General features: G+C 72.3%; 24 protein-coding genes. 15 read left to right on the forward strand and 9 right to left on the reverse strand.

Going from position 1 to position 23,675, the window contains the following annotated elements; all coding sequences use genetic code 11:
* Positions 1-8 precede the first annotated feature (8 nt).
* From U5C87_RS01640 to U5C87_RS01660, 5 genes are all read left to right on the forward strand, one after another.
* Positions 9-620 carry a hypothetical protein gene (locus tag U5C87_RS01640; RefSeq protein WP_330474909.1) on the forward strand — a complete coding sequence of 204 codons (612 nt, stop codon included), beginning with the start codon at positions 9-11 and terminating at the stop codon, positions 618-620.
* Between the two features lie 86 nt (positions 621-706).
* Positions 707-1,324, forward strand: a complete 618-nt coding sequence (locus U5C87_RS01645) for a PadR family transcriptional regulator (RefSeq protein WP_330474910.1) — start codon at positions 707-709, stop codon at positions 1,322-1,324.
* Positions 1,321-2,061 carry an ABC transporter ATP-binding protein gene (locus tag U5C87_RS01650; RefSeq protein WP_443082095.1) on the forward strand — a complete coding sequence of 247 codons (741 nt, stop codon included), beginning with the start codon at positions 1,321-1,323 and terminating at the stop codon, positions 2,059-2,061. Before U5C87_RS01645 ends, U5C87_RS01650 begins: the two co-directional genes overlap by 4 nt.
* 1 nt (position 2,062) lies before the next feature.
* On the forward strand, positions 2,063-4,945 hold the full coding sequence (locus tag U5C87_RS01655) for an FtsX-like permease family protein (protein WP_330474911.1): 2,883 nt from the start codon (positions 2,063-2,065) through the stop codon (positions 4,943-4,945).
* A 99-nt stretch (positions 4,946-5,044) separates the two neighbouring features.
* Positions 5,045-5,677 (forward strand): proteasome activator, encoded by a 633-nt coding sequence (locus U5C87_RS01660; protein ID WP_330474912.1) that lies wholly within the window; start codon positions 5,045-5,047, stop codon positions 5,675-5,677.
* Between the two features lie 40 nt (positions 5,678-5,717).
* On the opposite strand, the gene U5C87_RS01665 is transcribed toward U5C87_RS01660, so the two are convergent.
* Positions 5,718-6,401, reverse strand: coding sequence for a histidine phosphatase family protein (locus tag U5C87_RS01665; RefSeq protein WP_330474913.1), 684 nt, complete (start codon positions 6,399-6,401; stop codon positions 5,718-5,720).
* A 9-nt stretch (positions 6,402-6,410) separates the two neighbouring features.
* Positions 6,411-6,623 carry a hypothetical protein gene (locus U5C87_RS01670; protein WP_330474914.1) on the reverse strand — a complete coding sequence of 71 codons (213 nt, stop codon included), beginning with the start codon at positions 6,621-6,623 and terminating at the stop codon, positions 6,411-6,413.
* A gap of 106 nt (positions 6,624-6,729) precedes the next feature.
* Here U5C87_RS01670 and U5C87_RS01675 point away from each other — a divergent pair, with 106 nt between their 5' ends.
* Positions 6,730-8,421: a metallophosphoesterase family protein gene (locus U5C87_RS01675; RefSeq protein ID WP_330474915.1), complete on the forward strand. Its 1,692-nt coding sequence runs from the start codon at positions 6,730-6,732 to the stop codon at positions 8,419-8,421.
* Between the two features lie 17 nt (positions 8,422-8,438).
* On the opposite strand, the gene U5C87_RS01680 is transcribed toward U5C87_RS01675, so the two are convergent.
* The 5 genes from U5C87_RS01680 to U5C87_RS01700 form a co-directional block, all read right to left on the reverse strand.
* Positions 8,439-10,202, reverse strand: a complete 1,764-nt coding sequence (locus U5C87_RS01680; RefSeq protein ID WP_330474916.1) for an AMP-binding protein — start codon at positions 10,200-10,202, stop codon at positions 8,439-8,441.
* Between the two features lie 50 nt (positions 10,203-10,252).
* A complete protein-coding gene (locus U5C87_RS01685) occupies positions 10,253-10,957 on the reverse strand; it encodes a PH domain-containing protein (protein WP_330474917.1) in 705 nt (234 codons plus the stop codon).
* 176 nt (positions 10,958-11,133) lie between these two features.
* On the reverse strand, positions 11,134-11,805 hold the full coding sequence (locus tag U5C87_RS01690) for a GAP family protein (RefSeq protein ID WP_330474918.1): 672 nt from the start codon (positions 11,803-11,805) through the stop codon (positions 11,134-11,136).
* A 7-nt stretch (positions 11,806-11,812) separates the two neighbouring features.
* Complete coding sequence (locus tag U5C87_RS01695; protein ID WP_330474919.1) at positions 11,813-12,205, reverse strand: SHOCT domain-containing protein; 393 nt, start codon at positions 12,203-12,205, stop codon at positions 11,813-11,815.
* Positions 12,202-12,660, reverse strand: a complete 459-nt coding sequence (locus tag U5C87_RS01700) for a DUF6325 family protein (protein WP_156035303.1) — start codon at positions 12,658-12,660, stop codon at positions 12,202-12,204. Before U5C87_RS01700 ends, U5C87_RS01695 begins: the two co-directional genes overlap by 4 nt.
* A gap of 139 nt (positions 12,661-12,799) precedes the next feature.
* Here U5C87_RS01700 and U5C87_RS01705 point away from each other — a divergent pair, with 139 nt between their 5' ends.
* From U5C87_RS01705 to U5C87_RS01730, 6 genes are all read left to right on the forward strand, one after another.
* A complete protein-coding gene (locus U5C87_RS01705) occupies positions 12,800-12,934 on the forward strand; it encodes a hypothetical protein (protein ID WP_330474920.1) in 135 nt (44 codons plus the stop codon).
* Positions 12,928-14,673, forward strand: a complete 1,746-nt coding sequence (locus tag U5C87_RS01710; protein ID WP_330474921.1) for an alkyl/aryl-sulfatase — start codon at positions 12,928-12,930, stop codon at positions 14,671-14,673. Before U5C87_RS01705 ends, U5C87_RS01710 begins: the two co-directional genes overlap by 7 nt.
* Before the next feature lie 34 nt (positions 14,674-14,707).
* Entirely contained in the window at positions 14,708-15,166 is a 459-nt protein-coding gene (locus U5C87_RS01715; protein ID WP_330474922.1) for an AI-2E family transporter, read from the forward strand.
* Positions 15,163-15,777, forward strand: a complete 615-nt coding sequence (locus U5C87_RS01720; RefSeq protein ID WP_330474923.1) for an AI-2E family transporter — start codon at positions 15,163-15,165, stop codon at positions 15,775-15,777. The genes U5C87_RS01715 and U5C87_RS01720 overlap by 4 nt, the downstream gene beginning before the upstream one ends.
* 168 nt (positions 15,778-15,945) lie before the next feature.
* On the forward strand, positions 15,946-17,019 hold the full coding sequence (locus U5C87_RS01725) for an SGNH/GDSL hydrolase family protein (RefSeq protein ID WP_330474924.1): 1,074 nt from the start codon (positions 15,946-15,948) through the stop codon (positions 17,017-17,019).
* A gap of 101 nt (positions 17,020-17,120) precedes the next feature.
* Positions 17,121-18,677: a phytoene desaturase family protein gene (locus U5C87_RS01730; RefSeq protein WP_330474925.1), complete on the forward strand. Its 1,557-nt coding sequence runs from the start codon at positions 17,121-17,123 to the stop codon at positions 18,675-18,677.
* Between the two features lie 6 nt (positions 18,678-18,683).
* Here U5C87_RS01730 and U5C87_RS01735 read toward each other — a convergent pair whose 3' ends face one another.
* On the reverse strand, positions 18,684-19,271 hold the full coding sequence (locus U5C87_RS01735; protein ID WP_030198783.1) for a DNA-3-methyladenine glycosylase I: 588 nt from the start codon (positions 19,269-19,271) through the stop codon (positions 18,684-18,686).
* Between the two features lie 50 nt (positions 19,272-19,321).
* Between U5C87_RS01735 and U5C87_RS01740 the strand changes: the two genes are divergently transcribed.
* On the forward strand, positions 19,322-19,816 hold the full coding sequence (locus U5C87_RS01740; protein WP_330474926.1) for a DUF4385 domain-containing protein: 495 nt from the start codon (positions 19,322-19,324) through the stop codon (positions 19,814-19,816).
* 4 nt (positions 19,817-19,820) lie between these two features.
* Here the strand turns inward: U5C87_RS01740 and U5C87_RS01745 are convergent, their stop codons facing one another.
* Positions 19,821-21,062 (reverse strand): PucR family transcriptional regulator, encoded by a 1,242-nt coding sequence (locus U5C87_RS01745; protein ID WP_330474927.1) that lies wholly within the window; start codon positions 21,060-21,062, stop codon positions 19,821-19,823.
* Between the two features lie 86 nt (positions 21,063-21,148).
* On the opposite strand from U5C87_RS01745, the gene U5C87_RS01750 reads away from it, so the two are divergent.
* Complete coding sequence (locus U5C87_RS01750) at positions 21,149-22,297, forward strand: ferredoxin reductase (RefSeq protein ID WP_330474928.1); 1,149 nt, start codon at positions 21,149-21,151, stop codon at positions 22,295-22,297.
* A gap of 65 nt (positions 22,298-22,362) precedes the next feature.
* Positions 22,363-23,526: a fatty acid desaturase family protein gene (locus U5C87_RS01755; protein WP_330474929.1), complete on the forward strand. Its 1,164-nt coding sequence runs from the start codon at positions 22,363-22,365 to the stop codon at positions 23,524-23,526.
* Positions 23,527-23,675: the final 149 nt, after the last annotated feature.

The following is a 23,675-nucleotide window of genomic DNA, read 5'->3' on the forward strand; positions in this document are numbered from 1 at the left end:
GGTTCACGGTGTTCATCCAGGTCATCCAGGGTCGGTGCACTGACGCCGACGCACTCCACCGGCAGATGGACCGGTGGCGCGAGGAGCTCGAGCCGGGGGCGCAGGGCTGGCTCGGCGGGACGTACGGCATCACCGACGACAACGAGTTCGTCGGGGTCGTCCGCTTCGACTCGCGCGCCTCGGCCGAGGCCAACTCTGCGCGGCCCGAGCAGGGCGCGTGGTGGCAGGAGGCGGCGCGGCTCTTCGACGGCGAGGCGAGCTTCCACGACTGCGACGACGTGACGATGATGCTCGACGGCGGCAGCGACGACGCCGGCTTCGTCCAGGTCATCCAGGGCCGGCTCAGCGACCCGGAGCGGTTCCGGCACATGATGGAGCGGCCGATGGACATGCTCCACGAGGCGCGACCCGACATCATCGGTGGCACGGTGGCGATCGACGCGGACGGCTTCTTCACCCAGACGATGGCGTTCCGCACCGAGGCCGAGGCGCGCGAGGGCGAGCACAAGAGCCCGCCGCCGGAGGCCCGCCAGGAGATGGACGAGATGAGCTCGATGATGCAGGACGTCAGCTACCACGACCTGCACCACCCGTGGTTCGCCACGGCCGGCGCGCACTGACCGCGCGTCCTTGCTTGCCAGCCCTCGGCATACTCGGTATACATGTCCTCACCTGAGGGAATACCGAGTATGCAGGGGGTTCGCGAATGTCCGTCAAGCAGGGGTTGCTCGCACTGCTCGCCGAGGAGCCGATGTACGGCGCCCGGCTGCGCAGCGAGTTCGAGGCACGCACCGGCGGCACGTGGCCGCTCAACGTCGGGCAGGTCTACACGACCCTCGCCCGGCTCGAGCGCGACGGTCTCGTCGAGCCGGTCGGCGGCAGCGACGACGAGGGGCGCATCGCCTACCGCCTCACCGAGGCCGGGCGGTCCGAGATCGAGTCGTGGTGGCTCACGCCCGTCGACCGCGACTCGACGCCGCGCGACGAGCTCGTCATCAAGCTCGCGCTCGCCGTCACCTCGCCGGGCGTCGACGTCCAGCGCGTCGTGCAGACCCAGCGCACCGCGACGCTGAAGCACCTGCGCGACCTGACGCGCCTCAAGAGCCGCGCGAGCGACGAGCCCGACGCGCACGACCTCGCCTGGCTGCTCGTCCTCGAGAACCTCCTCTTCGCCGCCGAGGCCGAGGTCCGTTGGCTCGACCACGTGGAGTCCACGCTGAGCCGTATGCCGTCAGCCACCCTCCGTGGGGCGCGCGCGGCCGGCTCCGTGGCTGAGGACGACGCCCCGCGGGCGACCGCCGCGTCGAAGGGCGGCCGGTCGTGAGCGCCTCTTCCCGTCCGGACAGTCCGGTCCTCGTCCTCGAGGACGTCTCACGCGTCCACGGCGCGGGCGAGACCGAGGTCGTGGCCCTCAGCCACGCGTCGCTGACCGTCGCCCGCGGTGAGCTCGTGGCGGTCATGGGCCCGTCCGGCTCGGGCAAGTCGAGCCTGCTCAACCTCGCCGGCGGCCTCGACCGCGCGACGAGCGGCCGGGTCGTCGTCGAGGGCGTGGACGTCTCGTCCCTCGACGTCAAGGGACTGGCGGCACTGCGCCGTCGCTCGATCGGCTTCGTCTTCCAGGACCTCAACCTCATCCCGAGCCTGACGGCGGCGGAGAACATCGGCCTGCCGCTCGAGCTCGACGGCTGGTCGGTCCGCCGGGCCCGGTCACAAGCCCTCGACGCGCTCGACCGGCTCAAGCTGCGCGAGCTCGCCGACCGCTACCCCGACCAGATGTCGGGCGGCCAGCAGCAGCGGGTGGCCATCGCCCGCGCCCTCGTCGGCGAGCGGACGCTCGTCCTCGCCGACGAGCCGACCGGAGCCCTCGACTCGCACACGGGCGAGGGCGTGCTCAAGATCCTGCGCCAGCGCTGCGACGCCGGGGCCGCAGGACTGCTCGTCACGCACGAGGCCCGGCACGCCGCCTGGGCCGACCGCGTGGTCTTCCTGCGCGACGGGGTCATCGTCGACGAGACCGGCGCCGCGCCGACGGCGGACTCCCTCCTCGCAGAGGCCCGCTGACGTGGGCGACGAGAACACCTCGGCGCCGGCGTCGCGCCTCGCCCCGTGGCGCGCCGGCTGGCGCGTCTCCCTGCGGATGGCTCGCCGCGACGTCCGCCGCCACCGCGGCCGCAGCCTGCTCGTCGTCATCATGGTCGGCCTGCCCGTCCTGCTCCTCACCGCCGCGACGACGCTGTGGTTCACCGACGACCTCGACGCATCCGAGCGCCTGCCCTTCCAGCTCGGGCAGAGCCAGGGCTACGTCATCCCGCCCCAGCCCCTGCAGCTGCGCCAGCTGCTCGACCCGATGGAGCAGCAGGAGTGGCCCGGCAAGACCGAGCCCCCTGCCGCCAGGGCCGTCCCCGGCCTCGGTGATGGCAGCGAAGCTGCTGCCCTCTCGACCCTGCTGCACGCGCGGCTCGTCGAGGTCACCTCGGTGCCCGCGACGATCCGCGTCGGTGACCACTACCTCTCCGGCAACGCGCTCGGGGTCGACAGCCGCGACCCGGCGGTGCTGGCACCGCGGGTCACGCTCGACTCCGGTCGCTGGCCCGCCAGCCCTGGCGAGGCGCTCGTGACCGCCGCAGGCATCGAGAACGGCCTGCCGCGCAGCGGCACGGTCGGGCTGCGGGTGCTCGGCTCCGCCGGCGAGGCTCCCGAACGAGCCCTCACCATCGTCGGAGTCGGTCGCGGGTTCGACGCGCAGGGCGGCCAGTACGTCAGGCAGTCCGATCTCGTGACGACTCCCCTGCCGTCGGACTACGCCCAGCGCCAGTGGCTCGTAAACCGCACCGAGCCCATGACCTGGAGCGAGGTCGAGCGCCTGAACACCTACGGCGTGGGAGCCTTCAGCCGGTTCGTCGCCGAGCACCCCGAGACGATGACGCGTCGCTCTGAGGGCGCCTCGTCCGACAACACGGTGGCCCTCGTCATCGCGCTGGCCGCGCTCGGACTCGTCCTGCTCACGACGCTCCTCGCGGGGCCGGCCTTCGCCGTGGGGGCGGCCCGTCAGCGACGCACGCTGGCCCTCGCGGCGTCCAACGGCGCCACGACCCGGCAGCTGCGGCGCACCGTTCTCGCGCAGGCCCTGGTCCTCGGGGTGCTCTCCGCCGTCGTCGGGGCGGCCCTGGGCGTCGCCGGCGGTGTCGGATCCGTGCTCGTGACGCGCCTCGTGCGGCCCGACCTCTTCGTCGGCCCGGTGCAGGTGCCGTGGCCGGCCGTCGTCGCGGTGGCAGCAGCCGCCGTGCTCAGCTCGGTCGTCGCAGCCGTCCTGCCGAGCCGAGGGCTCGGACGACTCGACGTCGTCTCCGTGCTGCGCGGCCAGAGCGTGTCGCCGAAGCTAAGACGGCGCGTACCGGTCGTCGGCGCCGTGCTCGTGGCGGCCGGGGCCGTCGCCGTGACGTGGGCGTCGTTCCGCGACCCCTCCTCGGCCGTCGCCGCCTTCGTCGGCGGGTCCCTCGCGATCGTCATCGGCTCGCTCCTCGTCGTCCCGCTCAGCCTCGCGCTCGTGGCCCGGGGCGCCAACCGACTACCGCTTCCGCTGCGCATGGCCGCCCGTGAGGCCGGACGCCAGCGCGGACGTGCCACTCCGACCGTGGCCGCCATCATGGGTGGAGCCGCCGTGCTGTCCGTCGTCTGCATCGGCCTCGAGGCCGACACGACCCGAGCAGCCCGTGACCACATCCCCGTGACCAGGCAGGGGCAGGCCGTCGTGCAGGGCGGCCTCACGCCCCTTCGCCTCTTCGACCTGGCCCGGACGGTGAAGGCCACGGACCCGACCCTGCGACCACTCGTGCTCAGCGAGCTCGCCGACTACAACCAGGAGGACGGCCGGGTCATGCTGGCTGCCCGTCGCCCCGGCTGCACGGACGCACAGGTGATCCCCCGCCCCGTCGGTGGCAACGAGATCCCGGACCCCAGCACGAAGTGCGTGACGGCCTCGAACTTCAGCAACGACGTGCCGTTCGCGACCCTCCAGGCGGCGGACCTCACCGATCTCACGGAGTTCCTCGACCTGACGTCCGCGCAGCAACAGGTCCTGCGCAGCGGCGGAGTCGCCACGGTCGACCCGGCCGAGGTGGCGAGCCTGCCCCTGCCCGACCGTGGGGGCTACCTGCTCCGTGACGTCGACCGGGCACGGCCCGTCGTCCTCGACGAGACAGCCGGTTCGGCCACCTTCCTGCGCTGGCGACAGTCCGTCGACGCCCAGGGCAACTGGGTGGCGCCGACCGCGGCCCGGACCGAGGTCGTCCGGATGCAGGTGGCGCACCTGACCCAGGCACAGTGGACACGCCTGCTGGTGCTCTACTCGGGTGGCCCGGCCGGCGTCGTGACGACGGCGACGGCCGAGAAGCTCGGTGTGGCCACCACGCCCACGGCGCTCGTGGTCCGCGCCGACGGCGGCATCTCCCCGGACCTGGAGTCCCGCCTCACGGATGCCCTGCGGGCCAGCCAGGGCGACGCGACCGTCAGCGTCGAGCGGGGCTACCAGCGCGACGACGGCCTCGCCCTCACCATTCTGTTCGGCGTCATCGGCCTCGTCATCCTCGTCGCGACCCTCATCGCCACCGCGCTGAGCCAGACCGAGAACGCCCCGCTGCTCGGGACCCTCGCAGCCGTGGGGGCGACCCGGCGGACCCGGCGGGCCCTGGCGGGGTCCCAGGCGCTCTACCTCGGCCTGCTCGGTGCGGCGCTGGGCCTGCTCGTGGGTCTCGCGCCCGGGATCGGCCTGGCCCGGATCGTGCTGACCACGGCGGGAGTGGACGGGGCGCGGGTCCTGCCGCCCACGATCCCCGTCCCGTGGCTGCAGATCCTGCTCCCGGTCCTGCTCGTGCCGCTCGTCGCCGGCGCGCTCGCCTGGGTCTCGATCCGCCGCGCTCCCGTGGTCGTGCGCAGGGCCACCTGATCCGATGGAGCCGGCCACACGGCATACGCCACCAGCCAGGGGTCCGTGCGCCCGACGGGGGGACGCACGGACCCCGACCCGTGCGGCAGGATGGAGCGCATGAGCGACGACGCGAGCCGACCGGACCAGCACCCCGACAGCACCGCGAACGGCGACGAGCCCCGAATCGTCGTCGTGACGCCCGACGGCATGGGTGTCGCCGACCCCTCGGGCGACGAGCGGCGCCCCGAGCGCGAGGACGGCCACGCGGAGCACCCCCGCGAGGAGCCGCGCGAGCGCACCAACCCGGCCGACCTCGTCGAGGAACCGGCCAAGGTCATGCGCATCGGCTCGATGATCAAGCAGCTGCTCGAGGAGGTGCGCAACGCGCCCCTCGACGAGGCCGGGCGTCGCCGCCTCGCCGAGGTGCACCACCGGTCCCTCGAGGAGCTCAAGGACGGCCTCGCGCCCGAGCTCGTCGACGAGCTCGACCGCATCGCGCTGCCCTTCCGCGACGAATCCCCGAGCGACGCCGAGCTGCGCATCGCCCAGGCCCAGCTCGTCGGCTGGCTCGAGGGCCTCTTCCACGGTATCCAGACCGCGCTCGTCGCGCAGCAGATGGCGGCCCAGCAGCAGCTCCAGCAGATGCGCGCCCTGCCGCCCGGCCCCGGCTCCTCGTACGGCACGCCTCCCGGGATGCAGCCCGGCGAGGGCCACCCGGGCGAGGCGGGGCCCACGGGCCAGTACCTCTAGGCCACACCCGAGGATCGCGTATGCCGTGTGGTGACGGCCGTCAGAGCCAGCTGGAGCGCTCGCGCTCGGTCGGCACGACGCCGGCGTCCCACTGCGTGAAGGGTCGCTCGAGCTTGTAGCGGAAGTCCTGCTGCCGCAGCAGGACGACCGGCTGGGCGTTCTCGGGGTTGTCGAGCGACTCGAAGTACTCGACGCTCCAGTGGAACCACCGCATGCAGAAGAGGCGCATCGTCAGCCCGTGCGTCACGACGACGACGTTGCGCGGCGCGGCCGGCGTCTCGAAGTTGCGGTGCATCGACTCGAGGAAGGTCGAGACGCGGTCGTAGACGTCCGAGCCGGACTCGCCCTCGCGGAAGCGGTAGAAGAAGTGGCCGTAGCGGTCGCGCTGCGCCTTCTGCTCGGCGATGTCGGCGGGGTCCTGGAAGTTGGCCCAGTCCTGCTCGCGCAGGCGCGGCTCGACCCGCACGTCCCGGTCGGCGACCGGCAGGGCGAGCGCCTCGAGGGTCTGCCGGGTGCGGACGTACGGCGAGACGTAGACCTCGACGCTCTCCCCGTCGAGCACGTCACGGATCGCGGCCCCGGTCTGCCGAGCCTGCTCGAAACCCTTGGGCGTCAGGCCGATCCGGTGGTCCGGCAGCCGTTCGTAGATCGTGTCGTCGAGGTTGCCCTCGGACTCGCCGTGCCGCACGAGGATGATCCGGTTCGGTCGGTGCTCGAGGCTCACCCGGTCAGACTACGGTCGCGGGTGCCGCACGGGCGTGCCCCGCGGTCGGCCTCTCGCGGCCCACGGCGCCACGACGAGCACGAGCCACGCGAAGCCGACGACATAGCTCGCGACGAGCACCACCGCACCCGTCCACGCACCGAGGAGGTGCGGCCCGACGACGAGCAGGACGGCATACGCCGTCACCGACGTGACGACGACGGTCCTGCGACGTGCCCACACGGCGACCCCTCCTCGCTCCGGTGCGCTGATGCCTCCATGCCAGCACGCCGACGTGAACGCGCGGTGCCGTCCCGGTGACGCGTCCGGGTCCGGTTAGGGTGAGGCGATGCGACAGGTGGGGACCCTGCTGGCCCGCGACAGCCCCTGGCTGCGCCGTGGGTCGCACGTCCTCAAGTGGCTCGCGGTGCTCGCCGCCTGCTACCTCGGCGGCGTGGCCGCGACCAACCTCGCGCCGACCGTGGCCGAGACGTCGCAGTACCGCGCCGTGCTGCGCCTCGACCCGGTGCCCCGTCACTCCCCCGTGCTGCACGCGCCGACCATCGTCGGCGACGTCGACGTCCAGTTCGCCTCTCCCCTGGTCGCGCCCGGTCTCGACGTGCAGGTCGCCGTGCGGGAGGAGATCACCAACCTCTTTACCCGCCCGAACGTCGACATCAAGGCGCTGCAGCCGTCGGCCGACGAGATCTCGTCGGCGATCTCCCAGGCCGCGGTCGGTGTCGGCGTGCGCTTCGCCCTCGGCGCGCTGGCCATCGCGGTGCTGCTCGCACTGGCCTCGCACTACGTGCGGCAGCGCACGACCCGCCGCCACCACGTGCTCTTCGTCGCGTCGGCCATGGTCGTCGCGACCGTCGGCACGTTCGGCGGGATCGCCCTGACCTACCAGCCGAGCCGCTTCGCGGAGTACCGCACGAGCGGCGTGCTCGGCGTCGTCCAGCGCAACGCCGGACTGCTCGCCGACGTCGAGGCGCGGGCCAGCCAGGTGACGCCCTACTTCCGCAACCTCCTCGCCGTGACTCAGGCGCTCCAGCAGAAGTACGTCGCCGGCAACGTCAACGAGCCCGTCTCGGCGCGCTTGCTGCTCGTCTCCGACATCCACGGCGCCAACCAGTACGCCCTGATGAAGACGATCATCGCGGAGGAGGACATCGACGCGGTCATCGACAGCGGCGACCTCGTCAACTTCGGCCGCGTCCAGGAGGGCGACGCCGCCGACCTCTACCGCTCGATCCAGTCGCTCGGGGTGCCCTACATCTTCACGAGCGGCAACCACGACCAGTCCTCGGCGAGCGACCGCGCCCTCGTCGCACGCCTCGGGCGCATCCCCAACGTCGTGCTCCTCGAGGACGCGGCCGGCTCGCTGCGCGAGCTGACCTTCCACGGCCTGCGGATCACCGGCTTCAACGACCCCCGCTACTTCGGCGACGACAACGCCGACCCCACCGCCAAGGCCAAGCCGGCCGCCGACCGCTACAACGCCGCCCTCGCCGACCAGCCGGAGCCCGACCTCGTCGTGACGCACGAGCCGTATGCCGCCGAGCAGGTCGACCGCGCCCGCCTGCTCGTCAACGGGCACATGCACACGCCCGCGATCGAGGGCAATCGGATCCAGGTCGGCACGTTCACGGGCGGTGGCGTCGTGTCGCACTACTCCGAGGGGCCGGGCCAGGAGCTCGACGGGCAGCCCTACGCCTTCGACATCGCCCAGTTCGGCACGTCGTGCGAACTGACCTCGCTGACCCGCTACTCGTTCCGCAACCTGCTCGAGGGCCGACCCGCCTACGACAGCGTCCAGGTCATCAGCGGCGCCCGGATCGACCCCTACCGGCCCGCGACGACGACCGCGCAGCAGCCGGGCCAGGACCGGCCCGACCCGGCCAAGCGCCTCTGCAGCCGCATCGACGAGACGACGGTGCGCACGCTGCCGCTGGCGCCCCAGGACCCGCCGTCGCCGGGCAGCACGACGGCCCCGAGGTCGACGGCGGCCACCCCGCCGACGACCTCGACGATCAGGCCGTGACGCTCATCCCCTGACGCTCACCCCTTGAGGTCGGGGAACTGGTCGTCGCGCCACTCGTTCTCGGGCTGCGCACCGCCGGTCGCGTCGAGGTCGTTCTCGCGCCCCCGCAGCTCGACGCGGCGGATCTTGCCCGAGATGGTCTTGGGCAGCTCGTAGAACTCGATGCGGCGCACCCGCTGCCACGGCGCGAGCTTCTCGCGGGCGTGGGCGAGGATCGAGCGCGCGGTGTCGGCGCCGGGCTCGTGGCCCGGCGCGAGGGCGACGTAGGCCTTGGGCACCGAGAGACGCACCGCGTCGGGGGCCGGCACGACCGCGGCCTCGGCGACGGCCGGGTGCTCGATGAGGACCGACTCGACCTCGAACGGGCTGATCTTGTAGTCGCTCGACTTGAAGACGTCGTCGGTGCGCCCCACGAAGGAGATGTAGCCGTCGGAGTCGACCGAGGCGACGTCACCCGTGTGGTAGAAACCGCCGGCCATCGCGTCCGCGTTGCGCTGCTCGTCACCCTGGTAGCCGGTCATGAGCGGCACGGGGTGCTGCGACAGGTCGAGGCAGATCTCGCCCTCGCGGTTGCCGTCCGGGTCCGCTTGCGTGACAAGGGTGTTGGTGATCGGGTCGACCACGACGACCGGGCAGCCGGGCAGCGGCCGGCCCATCGAGCCGGGCTTGACGATCGAGCCGGGCGTGTTGCCGACGGCGGCCGTCATCTCGGTCTGGCCGTAGCCGTCGCGGATCGTCAGGCCCCACGCCTTCTCGACCTGCGCGATGACCTCGGGGTTGAGCGGTTCGCCTGCGCCGATGACCTCGCGCAGCGAGCCGGGCCCGGACGATAGGTCGCTGTTGATGAGCATGCGCCACACGGTCGGCGGCGCACAGATGGAGGTGACCTCGTGGGTGTGCAGCACGCGCAGCAGCGCCGCCGGGTCGAACCGGCTGTAGTTGTAGACGAACGCCGTCGCCTCGGCCGCCCATGGGGCGAAGAACGAGGACCACGCGTGCTTGGCCCAGCCGGGGCTGCTGATGTTGAGGTGGACGTCGCCCGGCTGCAGCCCGATCCAGTACATCGTCGACAGGTGCCCGACGGGGTAGGACCGCTGCGTGTGCTCGACGAGCTTGGGCCGGCTCGTCGTACCCGACGTGAAGTAGAGGAGCATCCGGTCGTCGGGTCCGGTGCCCGGGTGCTCGGTGGGTGCGACGTCCATCGCGTATGCCGTGTCGTGGCGTTCCCAACCGTCCGTGGCAGTCCCAGCCGGGTCGGCCCCTCCGACGGCGATGCGGACGTAGTCGCCCGGCACGTCGTCGAACTTGTGCAACTCGGTGGCGTTCGTGATGACCGCGCGGGCGGTGCCCCGCGTCATCCGGTCCACGAGGTCACCGGGCCCGACGGCGGTCGTCGTCGGCATGACCACCGCGCCCAGCTTGATGACGGCGAGCATCGACTCCCAGAGTTCGACCTGGTTGCCGAGCATGAGCACCACGGAGTCGCCGCGACCGATGCCGAGAGCGGCCAGCCGGGCCGCCACCTGGTCGGAGCGCCGGGCCATCTCGTCCCAGGACCAGGACCGCGAGGACTCGTCCTGCTCGACGATCGTCAGGCAGGGGCGGTCGTTGCCGCGGGCGACGGCGTCGAACCAGTCGACCCCCCAGTTCCAGCGGTCCCCGACGTCGGGGAAGGTGAACTCGCGGACGGCGCGGGCGTGGTCACCGCGCAGGGCGAGGAGCTGGTCACGGGCGGCTCGGTAGCTCGCGGTCACACCGGCTTCGTCGACAGGTGAGGTCATGACCCGACGATGCCACACCGGGTCGGGGCCGAGTACGGGGACCCGACAGGTCAGAGCGGCTGGTCGCTGCCGTCGCCGAGGTCGCGCGGGCGGCGCCGCTCCTCGGCGAGCTCGGGCCGGTCGGGACGGCTGCGCGGGATCGCCGTCGTGTCGCCCTCGTAGCCCCCGGTGCCCCGGTAGCCCTCGTCGCCGGCGGCGTAGGCGGGGTCCGATCCCGGTGCGTCCGGCACGCCCAGGCCGCGGCCGAGCGTGCGGCGCCGCAGGTCGTCCTCGTCGATGAGGCGGTTGATCAGCTGCTGGACCTCGTTGCTGCGCGGGATGTTCGAGAGGTTCTCGTCGGGGCTGTCGCCGGCCGACTCGATGTGGAGCGATCCGGAGCGGATGAGCCGGTCGAGCACGGTCTGCTGGAAGCTGACGTCGGTGATCTTCGACAGCGTGATGTCCTTGCCGTTCTTCGTCAGGATGCCGCGGCGGACCATGACGCGGTGCGAGGTGATGACGTAGTGCGTCGTGCGCCAGCGCAGGTAGGGCACGACGACGGCGGGGATCGCGACGACGACGAGCACCGCGACCGCGATCCACTGGATGCGGTTGCCGGTCTCGTCGTCGGGCGTCACGACGGCGACGGCGATGCAGGCGGCCGCGAGCAGCAGCCCGAAGATCGTCGGCACGACGACGGTGAGCCAGTGCGGGTGCAGGTCGCGCTCGACCTTCTCACCCTTGGCCAGCACGTTCTCCGGGAAGCCCACGGTCATCCTCCTGTCGTCACGGTCCGGGTGGACCACGAGTACCCGTTCAGCCTAGGGGGAAACGACTCCCCGGTCGCTGTGCGACCCGGCACGACGCGACGTCGCGCCGGACCCCGACGCGGCGCCGCTCCCTGCCCTTTGCGCGGCCCCTCACCAGCCCCTCGCCAGCCCCTCACCAGCGCTCACCGGGCCAGCAGCGACCCGAGCCCGTCGCCCAGCACCTTGGCCCCGAGCACGGTGAAGAGCACGACCATGACCGTGGCGTTGTTGGCGACGAGCCAGAGCTTCGCCCGGTCGAGCGCCGGCGAGACCCGTTCTCGCGCCACGAGATACGCGACGACGGGCCCGACGACGGTGAGCGAGGCGAGCACGACGTAGACGGCGCCCACGACGACCTGCTGACCCGCCGGCAGGCCGCTCGCCGCGATCGTCGTTCCGGCCGCCACGCCCAGTCCGAGGTTCTTCGGGTTGGCACCGGCGAAGAGCGCCCCGAAGCCGACCGCCTTGGCGGCGGTGAAGGAGTCGATGGAGGCCATCCACGCCGGCGGCTCCGGCTCGGTCCCGGGGGCAGGACGCGAGCGCCACTGCCGCAGGGCGAGCAGGAGGAAGAGCACGCCGACGACGATCTTGACCACGTCGCCGACGACCCGGCCGCCGTCCGACCCACCCAGGCCGCCGAGCGCGGCGACGAGGCCCACGACGGCCGACAGGGCGAGCAGCCAGCCGACGAGGAACGCCGAGGCGTTGCGCGCCGCCGACGGCGAGAAGAGCATGAGGATGACGGCGATGACCGGCACCGGGCTGATCGCCACCCCGACGGCGTTGGCCAGCAGGGCCCCGATGGTCGCCCCCACGGGCGGCTCAACCCCCCAGGATGCGTGCCTTCTGCTGCGCGAGCTCCTCATCGGTGAGGATGCCCTGCGCATGCAGTGCCGCAAGGCGCTCGAGTGCGGCGATCATGTCGTCGGCCCCCATCGCGGCGGGCGCTGCCGGAGCCGCTGGAGCTGCGGGCGCCGGCGGAGGAGGAGGCGGTGGCGCATGGGCAGCCAGTGCCTGGGCGACGGCGGCCTGCGTGGCGGCGGCCTGGGCCGCGGCCTCCTGCTGCTGCCGGTAGGCCTCGGCCTCGGCGGCCTGCTGCGCCTTGGCCTGCTGGCCCTGCTGCATCCTGCCGCTCACGGCGTTGGCCGTGCCGGCGACGACGGCTGTGCGGGCCGCGAGCCCCAGCAGGCCGGGCCGTCCCATGCGTCCCCTCATGACCCCTCCTCGTTCGATGCCTTCGACGAGATGGCAGCGAGCGCCGTCTCGATGTCCTCGTGGGGCAGCCGCTCCATGACGAGCAGCTGGCCGTCGAGCTCACGCACCTCGGCGGCGATCTCCGACGCCCACGCGTTCTCCCAGGCGATGACGAGCACCGTCGTGCCCGGGTCCATCTCGGCGGCGATCGCGAGCGCATCCTCCTCCCCGACGAGGTCGGGCATGACGGTCGGGAAGCCGAGCAGCTCCTCGGCGCCCTCGGGCGACTCGGCGTCGTACATGCGCACGCTGCCGTCGTCGTCCTTGCGGACGAGGAGCACGTCGAGCACCCGGACGGCGCCCCGGTCGACGGCGCGGGCCACGGCATCGCGTATGCCGCCCTGCCGCAGCTCCCCACGGAAGCCGATGACGGCCAGGTCCACTGGTCCGATCGGCGCTGACGTCGCACTCGACATGGGACTCCCCTCCGGGTTCGTCGCGACGTCGTGACCGTCGCCGCTCACCTCATGCTCCGTCGCGTGCCGGGGACGGGCATCACCCCGGCGGGGTGAGGTCCACGTCCCCGTGCCGGTGGTGCCATGAGCACATGAGCACATGAGCGCAGCAGACGTCAGCCCCACCATCACCGCCCAGCAGCAGGCCGTGCTGGAGCGCCTGCCCTTCTCGGACGAGCACGACGTCGAGGCCGTCGACCGGGGCTTCATCGCCTCGCTCGACCCGGCGTGGTGACGAATGCCGAGGGGCGCACCGTCTGGGACAACGACAGCTACGCCTTCCTGCAAGGCGAGGCGCCCGACAGCGTCAACCCGAGTCTCTGGCGGCAGTCGGGACTCGTCGCGCGGCAGGGGCTCTACGAGGTCGTGCCGGGGATCTACCAGGTCCGAGGGCTCGACCTGTCGAACATCTCGTTCGTCGAGGGCGAGAGCGGCGTCATCGTCATCGACCCCCTCATCAGTGCGGAGACCGCCGCGGCCGCGCTGGGCCTCTACCGCGAGCAGCGCGGTGACCGGCCGGTGGTCGCGGTCGTCTACACCCACTCCCACATCGACCACTTCGGTGGCGTCAAGGGCGTGACGACGCAGGAGGACGTCAACGCGGGGCGCTGCCCGGTCATCGCGCCGGTCGGCCTCGTCGGGGAGGCGGTGTCAGAGAACGTCTACGCCGGGACGGCGATGAGCCGCCGCGCCGGCTACATGTACGGCGCCTCCCTCCCCCGCGGCGAGCGGGGACAGGTCGGGGCGGGGCTGGGCCAGACCACCTCCTCGGGCTCGGTGACGCTCATCGTCCCGACCGTGGACGTCACGACGACCGGCGAGGAGCTCGTCGTGGACGGCGTGCGCATGGTCTTCCAGATGGCACCCGGGACCGAGGCTCCGGCCGAGATGCACTTCCACTTCCCCGACCTGCGGGCCCTCTGCATGGCCGAGAACTCGACGCACACCCTGCACAACCTGCTGACGCTGCGCGGGGCCCTCGTGCGCGACCCGCACGCCTGGTCGGGCTACCTCACCGAGGCCATCGACCTCTTCGGTGAGCAGACCGACGTCGTCTTCGCCTCGCACCACTGGCCGACGTGGGGCCAGCAGGAGTGCACCGAGTACCTCTCCGTCCAGCGTGATCTCTACGCCTACCTGCACGACCAGACGCTCCGGATGCTCAACCGGGGCATGACCGGCTCCGAGATCGCGGAGGAGATCCAGATGCCGCACGCTCTCGAGGCGGCGTGGCACACGCACGGCTACTACGGCTCGGTCAGCCACAACGTCAAGGCCATCTACCAGCGCTACATGGGCTGGTTCGACGGCAACCCTGCCCACCTCTGGCAGCACCCACCGGTCGAGGCGGGCCGTCGCTACGTCGAGTTCATGGGCGGGGCCGACGAGGTCGTGCGCAAGGCGCAGGGTTCCTACGACGCGGGCGACTTCCGTTGGGCCGCAGGGGTGCTCAGCCACGTCATCTTCTCCGACGAGCACCACGCCGGAGCTCGCGAGCTGCTCGCCGCGACGTTCGAGCAGCTGGCGTACGGCTCCGAGAACGGCACGTGGCGCAACTTCTACCTGTCGGGCGCGTACGAGCTGCGACACGGCAGCTTCGGTACGCCGACCGCGACGGCGGCGCCCGACCTGCTGGCCCAGCTGACGCCGGAGCAGCTCTTCGACGCGCTCGCGATCCGCGTGCACGGGCCGCGGTCGTGGGACCTGCACCTGCGCCTGGACGTCGACCTGACGGACGGCGACCGCTTCCACCTCACCCTGCGCAACGGCGTCCTCACCTACTCCTCGGCGACCCGGCACGACGAGCCGGACCTGACGCTGCGGATGCCGAGGGCCGCCGTCGGGGTCCTGATGTCGGGCGCCGACCCGGGCACCATCGACGGGGTGGATGTCTCGGGCGACCCCGGCGTGCTCCAGGCGCTGCTCGGCGCGCTCGACGCACCGGACCCCGACTTCGCCATCGTCACCCCTTGAGCACGCCGAGCACCCCGAGAGTGTCGAGGCCGTCGTGACCGTGGAGCCCGTGCGACAGGTGGTGGCGCCGCGTGGCGTCCTCATCCTCGTGGCGCTGGCCGCCGGTTTCGTCGTGGCCTTCGGCATCCGTCTGGCGTCGGGCATCGTCGGCCCGCTCTTCCTCGCCCTCGTGCTGACGATCGCCGCGTTTCCGGTCCGCAACGCCCTGGTGCGTCGCGGCGTGCCGCCCTGGCTCGGGACGGTCGCTGTCATCCTCGCCATCTACCTCGGCACGGTCGCCCTCGCGGTGCTCGTCGTCGTGTCCGGGGCTGAGCTCGCCGGCCTGCTCCCCCAGTACGCCGACGACCTCCGCTCGCTCGTGGCCGGGCTGACGGACTGGCTGGCGGCGCGCGGGGTCCAGCCGCCCAGACCCAGGCGCTCGTCTCGTCCCTCGACCTGGGACGGGTCACGAGCTTCATCACGTCCCTGCTGGCGGACGTCCTGTCGCTCGTGACCAGCCTCGTCTTCGTGCTCGCCCTCGTGCTCTTCTCCGCCATGGACGCCCGCGGCTTCTCGGACACGCTGGCTCGGCTCGAGACGGACCGTCCGGCGTTCGCGTCGGCGATGACGTCGTTCACCCGCGGCACGCGCCAGTACCTCGTCGTGTCAACGGTCTTCGGCGCCGTCGTGGCCGTCATCGACACCGTGTTCCTGTGGTTCGTCGGCGTGCCCGGCGCCATCCTCTGGGGGTTGCTCGCGTTCATCACGAACTACATCCCCAACATCGGCTTCCTCATCGGCCTGGTGCCGCCAGCGATCCTCGCCCTGCTCGAGGGCGGCTGGGGCATGTTCGTCCTCGTCGTGGTCGTCTACAGCGTCGTCAACCTCGTCATCCAGTCGGTGATCCAGCCGAAGCTCGTCGGCGACACCGTGGGCCTGTCGGCCGTGGTGACGGTCCTGTCGCTCGTCGTCTGGTCGCTGCTGCGCGGGGGCATCGGCGCGGTCCTCGCCGTCCCGCTGACGCTGCTCGTCAAGGCGCTCCTCGTCGACGTCGATCCCGACAGCCGCTGGCTCGGGGGGCTGCTCGGGGACCGGCGAGCACTGACGACGGCCGAACCCTCCTGACCTCCGGCCTCGCCGGGCGATGACACTTCGGCTCGCGGGCCCGGACGGCCGGCCCTACTGTCCGGTAGTGGGACGTGTGACACGGGGCACATCGTGGTCGCCGGGCGACGCCCCGAGCGGTTGCAGTGCTCAGCGTCAGCAAGCCTTCCACCCACAAAGGAGTGTGTCGTGAAGAGCAGGTCCCTCATGTCATCCACCCGCCGCCGCGCCATCGGCGCCGGCCTGTCCGCGCTCATCGGCCTCGGTGCCGCGCTCGCGCTCGGCGCCCCCGCCGTCGCGGCCGGCACCACCTACGTCGCCCTCGGTGACTCGTACTCCTCCGGCACCGGCACCCGGACCTACATCAGCGACGGCACGTCGTGCCAGCGCTCGGTCTACGCCTACCCCTCGCTCGATGCCTCGGCGCTCGGGCTGGCCCTGAACTTCCGAGCCTGCTCGGGAGCCACGGTCGCCGACGTCACGAACACCCAGCTGTCGGCACTCTCGAGCACGACGGCATACGTCACGATCTCGGTGGGCGGCAACGACGCCGGCTTCGCGAGCGTGCTGACGACGTGCGCTCAGCCGAGCTGGCTCAGCAACTGCAACGGCGCGATCGACTCGGCCCAGAGCACCATCAACAACACCATCCCGGGCCGTCTCGCCACGCTCTACTCCTCGATCCGCACCAAGGCGCCCAACGCGCGCGTCATCGTCGTCGGCTACCCGCGCATCTTCAACGGCGAGGACTGCAACGCCCTGACGTGGTTCTCGCCCACCGAGGAGTCACGGCTCAACGCCACGGCGGACCTGCTCAACTCCAGGACCGCCACGGCCGCCTCCAACGCCGGCTTCACCTTCGTCAACCCGACGTCGAAGTTCGTCGGGCACGCGGTGTGCGACAACGTCGAGTGGCTCAACGGCCTGTCGAACCCGGTCAGCGAGAGCTACCACCCGAACGTCGCGGGCCACCGCGACGGCTATGCCGTGCTGACCAAGCCGGCGTTCGGGCTCGCGCTCAAGCTCTCCGCCGCCCAGGCCGAGGCCAAGGCGGTCGCGTCCGCCGACAGGCTGGCCCGCGACGCGAGGCGGTATGCCGCGGTCGACCGCACGATCACGCCGGAGCGCTTCGTCGCTCCCGACCTCACGACACCGGCCGCCCGCGCCGCAGCGGCCCGAGCCGGGGTCGACCTGAGCAGCCGCGCGAGCATCGACGCCGCCGACCGGCTCTACAACGCCCGGCAGGACGCGGCGCGCCGCTGACCCGCAAGGAGGAGAGTGCCCACTCGACGTCCCAGGATGTCGGGTGGGCGCTTTCGCACCGGTCGAGCGAGCGCCTCGCCACGGTCGCCTAGGGTGAGCGCGTGCGCTACGACGACATCATCATCGGGGCCGGACACAACGGCCTGACCGCGGCCGCCTACCTCGCCCGCGCGGGGCGCCGGGTCCTGCTGCTCGAGCGCGCCGACCACGTGGGCGGTGCCGCCGTGTCAGCCCGTGCGTTCGAGGGCGTCGACGCGCGGCTGTCGCGCTACTCCTACCTCGTGTCGCTCCTGCCCCGACAGATCCTCACCGACCTCGACCTCGACCTGCGGCTCATCCGGCGCCGGTTCTCGTCCTACACGCCCGTGCCGTCCGATCCGGACCGTGGTCTGCTCGTCGACCACGGTGACGAGGCCGCGACACGAGCAGCCTTCCGCGCGTTGACCGGTGGCGACGAGGCGTATGCCGGGTGGTCCGACTTCTACGCCCGCATGGCCGGCGTGGCCGAGCGGGTCTTCCCGACGGTCCTCGAGCCGCTGCGGTCGCGCGACGACGTGCGGTCGCTCTCGGGGGACGCCGCCCTCTTCGACGCGCTGACGACCCACCCGGTCGGCGAGCTCATCGAGTCGGTCACGAGCGACGACACGCTGCGCGGCATCATCGCGACGGACGCGCTCATCGGCACCTTCGCCTCGCTGGGCGAGAGCGACCTGCGCCAGAACGTCTGCTTCCTCTACCACCTCATCGGCGGCGGCACCGGCGACTGGGACGTGCCCGTCGGCGGCATGGGCGCCCTCACGGACTCCCTTGCGGCAGCAGCGGTCTCGGCCGGGGCGACGATCCTCACGGGCGCCGACGTCACCTCGGTCGACCCGTCGACGGGCGAGGTGGCGTGGTCCGGCGGGAGCGCCGGCAGCGGCAGCGCGGTGGGCGGCTCCCTCGTCGCCGGCTGCGCGCCCGCAGTGCTCAACCGGCTGCTCGCGGCCGCCGGCGCCGACCCCGTCGACACCGAGCCAGACGTCGAGGGCGCGCAGCTCAAGGTCAACATGCTGCTGACCCGACTCCCCCGCCTTCGCGACGCGGCCGTCGACCCCGCGGCCGCCTTCGCCGGGACCTTCCACATCAACGAGGGCTACGGCCAGCTCGAGCAGACGTATGCCGCGGCGCGCGACGGGCGCATCCCCGACCTGCCGCCGTGCGAGATCTACTGCCACACCCTGTCGGACCGCTCGATCCTCGGACCCGACCTGGCGGCGAGCGACGCGCAGACCCTGACGCTCTTCGGCCTGCACCTGCCGGCCAGGCTGTTCCGTGCCGACAACGAGGCGGCGACCCAGCAGGCGCTCGAGGCGACCCTGCGCTCGCTCGACTCGGTGCTCGGGGAGCCCATCGCGTCAGTGCTGGCCCGCGACGCCGACGGCAACCCGTGCATCGAGGTCAAGAGCCCCGTCGACCTCGAGCAGGCGGTCGGCCTGCCGGGCGGCAACATCTTCCACCGCTCGCTGCAGTGGCCGTGGGCCGAACGCGACTCCGAGGTGGGCACCTGGGGCGTCGAGACGGCATACGACAACGTGCTGCTCGGCGGGGCGGGGGCGAGGCGGGGTGGCGGCGTCAGCGCGATCCCCGGCCACAACGCCGCCCGCGCGATCCTGGGCTGACCCGACCTAGGCGGGCCAGACGCCCGAGCTGCCGCGGCGGTGGCTGGCGAGCAGGTGCGTGTCGACGATGCCGACGGCCTCCATCAACGCATACATCGTCGTGGGGCCCACGAAGGCGAAACCCTTCTTGCGCAGGGCTTTCGACAGGGCCTTGCTCTCGTCGGACACCGTCGGCACCTGGGAGTGGTCGTGCGGGCGCGGCGTGTCGGCGGGCTGGAAGGACCACACGAGGTCGACGAGGCCGCCGTCCTCACGGAGCGCGATCGTGGCGCGCGCGTTGGTGATCGTGGCCTGGATCTTGCCGCGGTGCCGGATGATGCCGGCGTCACCGAGCAGCCGCTCGACGTCGTCGTCGGTGAAGGTCGCGACGACGTCGGGGTCGAAGCCGGCGAAGGCGGCCCGGAAGTTGGGCCGCTTGCGCAGGATCGTCGCCCACGACAGGCCGGCCTGGAAGCCCTCGAGACAGATCCGCTCGTAGAGCCCGCGCTCGTCGCGGATCGGCATGCCCCACTCGGTGTCGTAGTAGTCCATGAGGAGCGGGTCCACCGACGCCCAGGCGGGGCGGGCGAGCCCATCAGTGCCGACGACCGTCATGCCGCGACCCTAGGACACCCGGACGACACCGTCCGCGACAGGATGGGGACGTGACGTCCGACCCCTACGCCGGCCTCGACCTCGACGCGCTCGACCTGCGCGCGCAGCCCGAGCTCTACCGCGTCGGCCGTGGCGAGCAGGGCGTGCTGCGGGTGCAGCCCTACAAGGACGAGCTGCTGCCGCTCTGGCGGTTCCGCACGCCCGACGTCGCGCGGGAGAGCGCGGCGGCCCTGCGGGCCAGGTTCGACGACTACGTCGCCGCCGGCGACCTCGTCGGCGCCGACATGGCGCGCAAGTTCCTCCAGATGGGCTACACGCGCTCGCGCCGCTACGCCAACCACGCCGGCGGCCGGAAGTACGACGGTCCGGTCCCGGAGGACCAGCGCGGACGCAGCGGCTCGCACGGGCGGCGCGAGCTGCCCCGCGGCCCGGAGGACCCCGACAAGGCCGAGTCCGCGCGGATCTTCAAGGAGGCGTGGGACGCGGTCGAGCAGGTCGAGGCCTACACCGACTGGCGGTCCGAGCACCGGTCGCTCCACGGCTGAGCCGCTACCCCCGCGGGGACGTGCCCGAGGGGCCGGACAGGGCGATGACGAGCTCGCGGACCACGGCGGGGTCGGTGAGCCGGTCGCCGTAGAGCTCGCGCACCTGACCCATCCGGTAGCGCACCGTCTGGGCGTGGACATGCAGCTCGGCGGCGACCGCGTCGCGTCGACCCTGGTGCAGCAGCCACGACAGGAGCGTCTCGGCGAGCCGGTCCTGCGTGGCCGGCGGCAGGTCGGCGAGCGGCGCGAGCACCCGGTCGCGGAGGTCGGCGAGCGCCTCGGGATCGGCCGTGAGCACGAGGTCGGCCAGGTGTCGCTCGGTGTCGACGGCGGCTCCGCTGCGCGGTGGCCGGGCCAGGGTCGCGGTGCGTGCGGCGCGGTCGTAGGACGAGCGGGCCAGGGCCCATGGCCGGGCCGGCCCCACGACGGCGTGCCGGCCGGTGAGCACGCGCAGCAGGTGCACCCGGCCGGGGCCGTCGGCGTCGGGGACGAGCAGGAGGGTCAGCGGGTGGTCGGGATCGGCGTCGGCGATGCCCTCGAGGTCCTCGCCGACCTGGAGCGTGTCGGCGCCCAGCGACGCCAGCGCGCGACGCGCCTCGGCCGCAGGCAGCAGCACGGCCGTGAGCGAGGCCGGCGGTGACCACTCGGCTCGCGCCGCGGCCGCCGTGAGCACGTCGGTGCCCGCGCCGGCGAGCAGGTGCTGGCCCAGCCGTTCGCGGTAGCGGTCGCGCACCCGCCCGCTCGTCGTCAGCTCGTCGGTGTGCCCGGCCACGCTGGCCGCCGACAGCTCGTCGATGTAGGCGAAGAGCAGCTCGGCGAACTTGGCCATCGTCGTCGCTGGCAGTCCGGCCTCGGCCGCGGCCAGGGCCAGCTGGCGCCACGACACCCGGGCACCGACGCGGTACGCCGCGAGCAGGCTGTCCATGGACCGGCCTCCTCGCGCCTCGCCGCGGCCCAGGGCGTAGGCACCCTCGCGGGTCGGGCCGAGCGGGGTGCTCGGGTCGACGTCGCGGCCCCCGCCCGCGAGCTTGAGGAAGCCGGCGATGGCCATCTGGACGGCGCGCTGGATCGTGGCACCCGCCGTGCCGCCCAGGGCGCCGCGGTAGTCAGGGACCTCGTCGACGACGGCGGCCACCGTCGTGGTCGCGATGGCGGGCAGCCGCTCGCGCAGGGCCCGCAGCACCGCGTCGTCGAGCTGGAGGTCGGCCGCGCCGAGGGCCGTGGCGCTCGCGGTGTCCTTGACCATCGACTGTTCCCTCCGAACAAGAGTTCCCCCGCACTTCACGCCCTGCGGTCAGGATCTTACCCTCGCTCCTCAGTCATGCTGGAGACATGAGCCTGACCGGACTCTCGAAGATCTCGAGCCCCTCGCCCCGAGCACCCCGCCCCACCCTGCGCGGGCGCCTGCTCCAGCTCGCCGAGCGCGCCACCTCGCCCCTGCTGCCCGCGGACTACCTCGACCTCTTCGACCCGCTGCGGCCCGGCGCCGACCTGCGCGGACGCATCGTCGAGGTGCACCCCGAGACCGCCGACGCCGCCACCATCGTCATCCGCCCCGGCGCCGACTGGGCCGGGCACGTGCCCGGGCAGTACGTCCGCATCGGCGTCGACGTCGACGGCGTGCGCCAGTGGCGGGCCTACTCCCTCACCCACGGCCCGCGCGCCGACGGCAACATCTCGATCACCGTCAAGGCCGTGCCCGACGGCCTCGTCAGCACCCACCTCGTGCGCGAGTCGCGGCCGGGCACCCTCGTGCACCTCGAGCAGGCCCAGGGCGAGTTCGTGCTCCCCACCGACGGCGGCAAGTTCCTCTTCGTCACTGCGGGATCCGGCGTCACGCCCGTCATCGGGATGCTGCGCAACCTCTTCCCCGTCGCGGACTCCGGCGTCGTGCGCCTGCCCCGCGCGGCGGCATACGACATCGTGGTCGTGCACGTCGCGCCCAGCGAGCCCCACTCGATCTTCATCGACAACCTCCGCGCACTCGATGCTGCGGGACTCATCCAGCTCGTCGCGCGCTACGACGACGAGCACGGGGTGCTCGACGTCGCCGACCTCGAGACGCTCGTGCCCGACCTGCACGACCGGCAGACCCTCGCCTGCGGTCCCGGCGGGCTGCTCGACGCCCTCCAGACCCACCACGACGCCCGCGGGCTCTCCCTGCTCACGGAGCAGTTCCGCGCCTCGACGCTCGTCGTCGGCGAGGGCGGCACCGTGGGCTTCACCGGCTCGGGCACGACCGTCGAGGCCGACGGGGCGACCCCCATCCTCGACGCCGCCGAGGCAGCCGGCGTGCTCATGCCGTCCGGGTGCCGCATGGGCATCTGCTTCGGCTGCGTCCTGCCCCTGCGCGAGGGCGCCGTCCGCGACCTGCGCACCGGCGAGGTGACGACCGCGACGCCCGGCGAGACCGAGGGCCGAGGCGTCCCCGTCCAGACCTGCATCTCCGCCGCCGCCGGCGCCTGCGTCATCGACCACTGACCGCCCGGCCGCACCACCCCCACCCGACCCACAGACCCACCCGACCCCGGACCAGAGGAGTCACCATGACCGTCCTGCAGAAGAAGGCCCACAACCCCATCGGGCACCTCAGCCCCGAGGACATCGAGCAGATCGGCGTCGAGCTCGACGCGATCCGCCAGCCCGTCATCGACACCCGCGGAGCCGACGACGCGGCCTACATCCGCAAGGTCATCGCGACCCAGCGCAAGCTCGAGCTCGGTTCTCGCGCAGTGCTGCTCGTCTCGATGTTCCCGCCCGCCTGGGTCGTCGGGACGGCCGGCCTCGCCGTCGCCAAGATCATCGAGAACATGGAGATCGGCCACAACGTCATGCACGGCCAGTGGGACTGGATGCGTGACCCGAAGATCCACTCGACGACGTGGGAGTGGGACAACGCGAGCCCGTCGGAGCAGTGGAAGCACTCGCACAACGAGCTGCACCACACCTACACGAACGTCATCGGCAAGGACAACGACCTCGGCTACGGCATCATGCGCGTCGACGAGGACCAGCGCTGGGTGCCGCTCTACGCCGCGCAGCCGCTGTGGAACTTCGTCAACGCCTGCTTCTTCGAGTACGGCATCGCCGCCTACGACCTCGAGCTCGGCAAGAACCTCGCCACCAAGGAGCGCCGCCAGGACCCCGACTTCCGTGCGCGGGCCAAGGTGACGCTGAAGAAGATCCGCAACCAGATGACGAAGGACTACGTCATCCACCCGCTGCTGTCGGGCCCGTCGTTCCTCAGCACGCTCGGCGCCAACGCCACGGCCAACCTCATCCGCAACCTCTGGACCCACTCGGTCATCATGTGCGGCCACTTCCCCGAGGGCGTCGAGACCTTCGAGCGCCGCTCGATCGTCGGCGAGACCCGCGGCGAGTGGTACCTCCGCCAGATGCTCGGCTCCGCCAACATCAGCGGAAGCAAGGCCATGCACTTCATGACCGGCAACCTCAGCTTCCAGATCGAGCACCACCTCTTCCCCGACCTGCCGAGCAACCGCTACCAGCAGATCGCACCGCAGGTGCAGGACCTCTTCCGCCGCTACGGCCTGACCTACACGACGGGCTCGCTCCCCCGGCAGGTCGCCTCGGCGTGGAAGAAGGTCTTCCGCCTCTCGCTGCCCAACGGCGCCCTGCGTCGGGGTCGCCGTGCCACCGTGACCGACCTGCCGGCCTCCGCGCCGGCTCGCGAGCACGCCGCGGCCTGAGGCTCGTCGCCCCTCCCGGAAAGTTCGTGGCTCGACGCGGCAGAAACCGTGTCATGAAACGAGTGCCCGTTCGTCTACATGGTGAAGGGACGCCCTCGGGCGTCCTGGCAACAGCCCGGGTGTTCGTGGAGGGGCGCCCAGGGCTGGCC

The sequence above is a fragment of the Terrabacter sp. C0L_2 genome, assembly GCF_036352015.1.
GTDB lineage: Bacteria > Actinomycetota > Actinomycetes > Actinomycetales > Dermatophilaceae > Terrabacter > Terrabacter tumescens.

Coding starts and splice junctions, on each gene's coding strand:
- U5C87_RS01750 (WP_330474928.1), top strand. CDS start 21,149: ATGAGCCTGACCGGACTCTCGAAGATCTCGAGCCCCTCGCCCCGAGCA.
- U5C87_RS01745 (WP_330474927.1), bottom strand. CDS start 21,062: ATGGTCAAGGACACCGCGAGCGCCACGGCCCTCGGCGCGGCCGACCTC.
- U5C87_RS01700 (WP_156035303.1), bottom strand. CDS start 12,660: ATGTCGAGTGCGACGTCAGCGCCGATCGGACCAGTGGACCTGGCCGTC.
- U5C87_RS01735 (WP_030198783.1), bottom strand. CDS start 19,271: ATGACGGTCGTCGGCACTGATGGGCTCGCCCGCCCCGCCTGGGCGTCG.
- U5C87_RS01755 (WP_330474929.1), top strand. CDS start 22,363: ATGACCGTCCTGCAGAAGAAGGCCCACAACCCCATCGGGCACCTCAGC.
- U5C87_RS01645 (WP_330474910.1), top strand. CDS start 707: ATGTCCGTCAAGCAGGGGTTGCTCGCACTGCTCGCCGAGGAGCCGATG.
- U5C87_RS01705 (WP_330474920.1), top strand. CDS start 12,800: ATGAGCGCAGCAGACGTCAGCCCCACCATCACCGCCCAGCAGCAGGCC.
- U5C87_RS01680 (WP_330474916.1), bottom strand. CDS start 10,202: ATGACCTCACCTGTCGACGAAGCCGGTGTGACCGCGAGCTACCGAGCC.
- U5C87_RS01675 (WP_330474915.1), top strand. CDS start 6,730: ATGCGACAGGTGGGGACCCTGCTGGCCCGCGACAGCCCCTGGCTGCGC.
- U5C87_RS01685 (WP_330474917.1), bottom strand. CDS start 10,957: ATGACCGTGGGCTTCCCGGAGAACGTGCTGGCCAAGGGTGAGAAGGTC.
- U5C87_RS01660 (WP_330474912.1), top strand. CDS start 5,045: ATGAGCGACGACGCGAGCCGACCGGACCAGCACCCCGACAGCACCGCG.
- U5C87_RS01695 (WP_330474919.1), bottom strand. CDS start 12,205: ATGAGGGGACGCATGGGACGGCCCGGCCTGCTGGGGCTCGCGGCCCGC.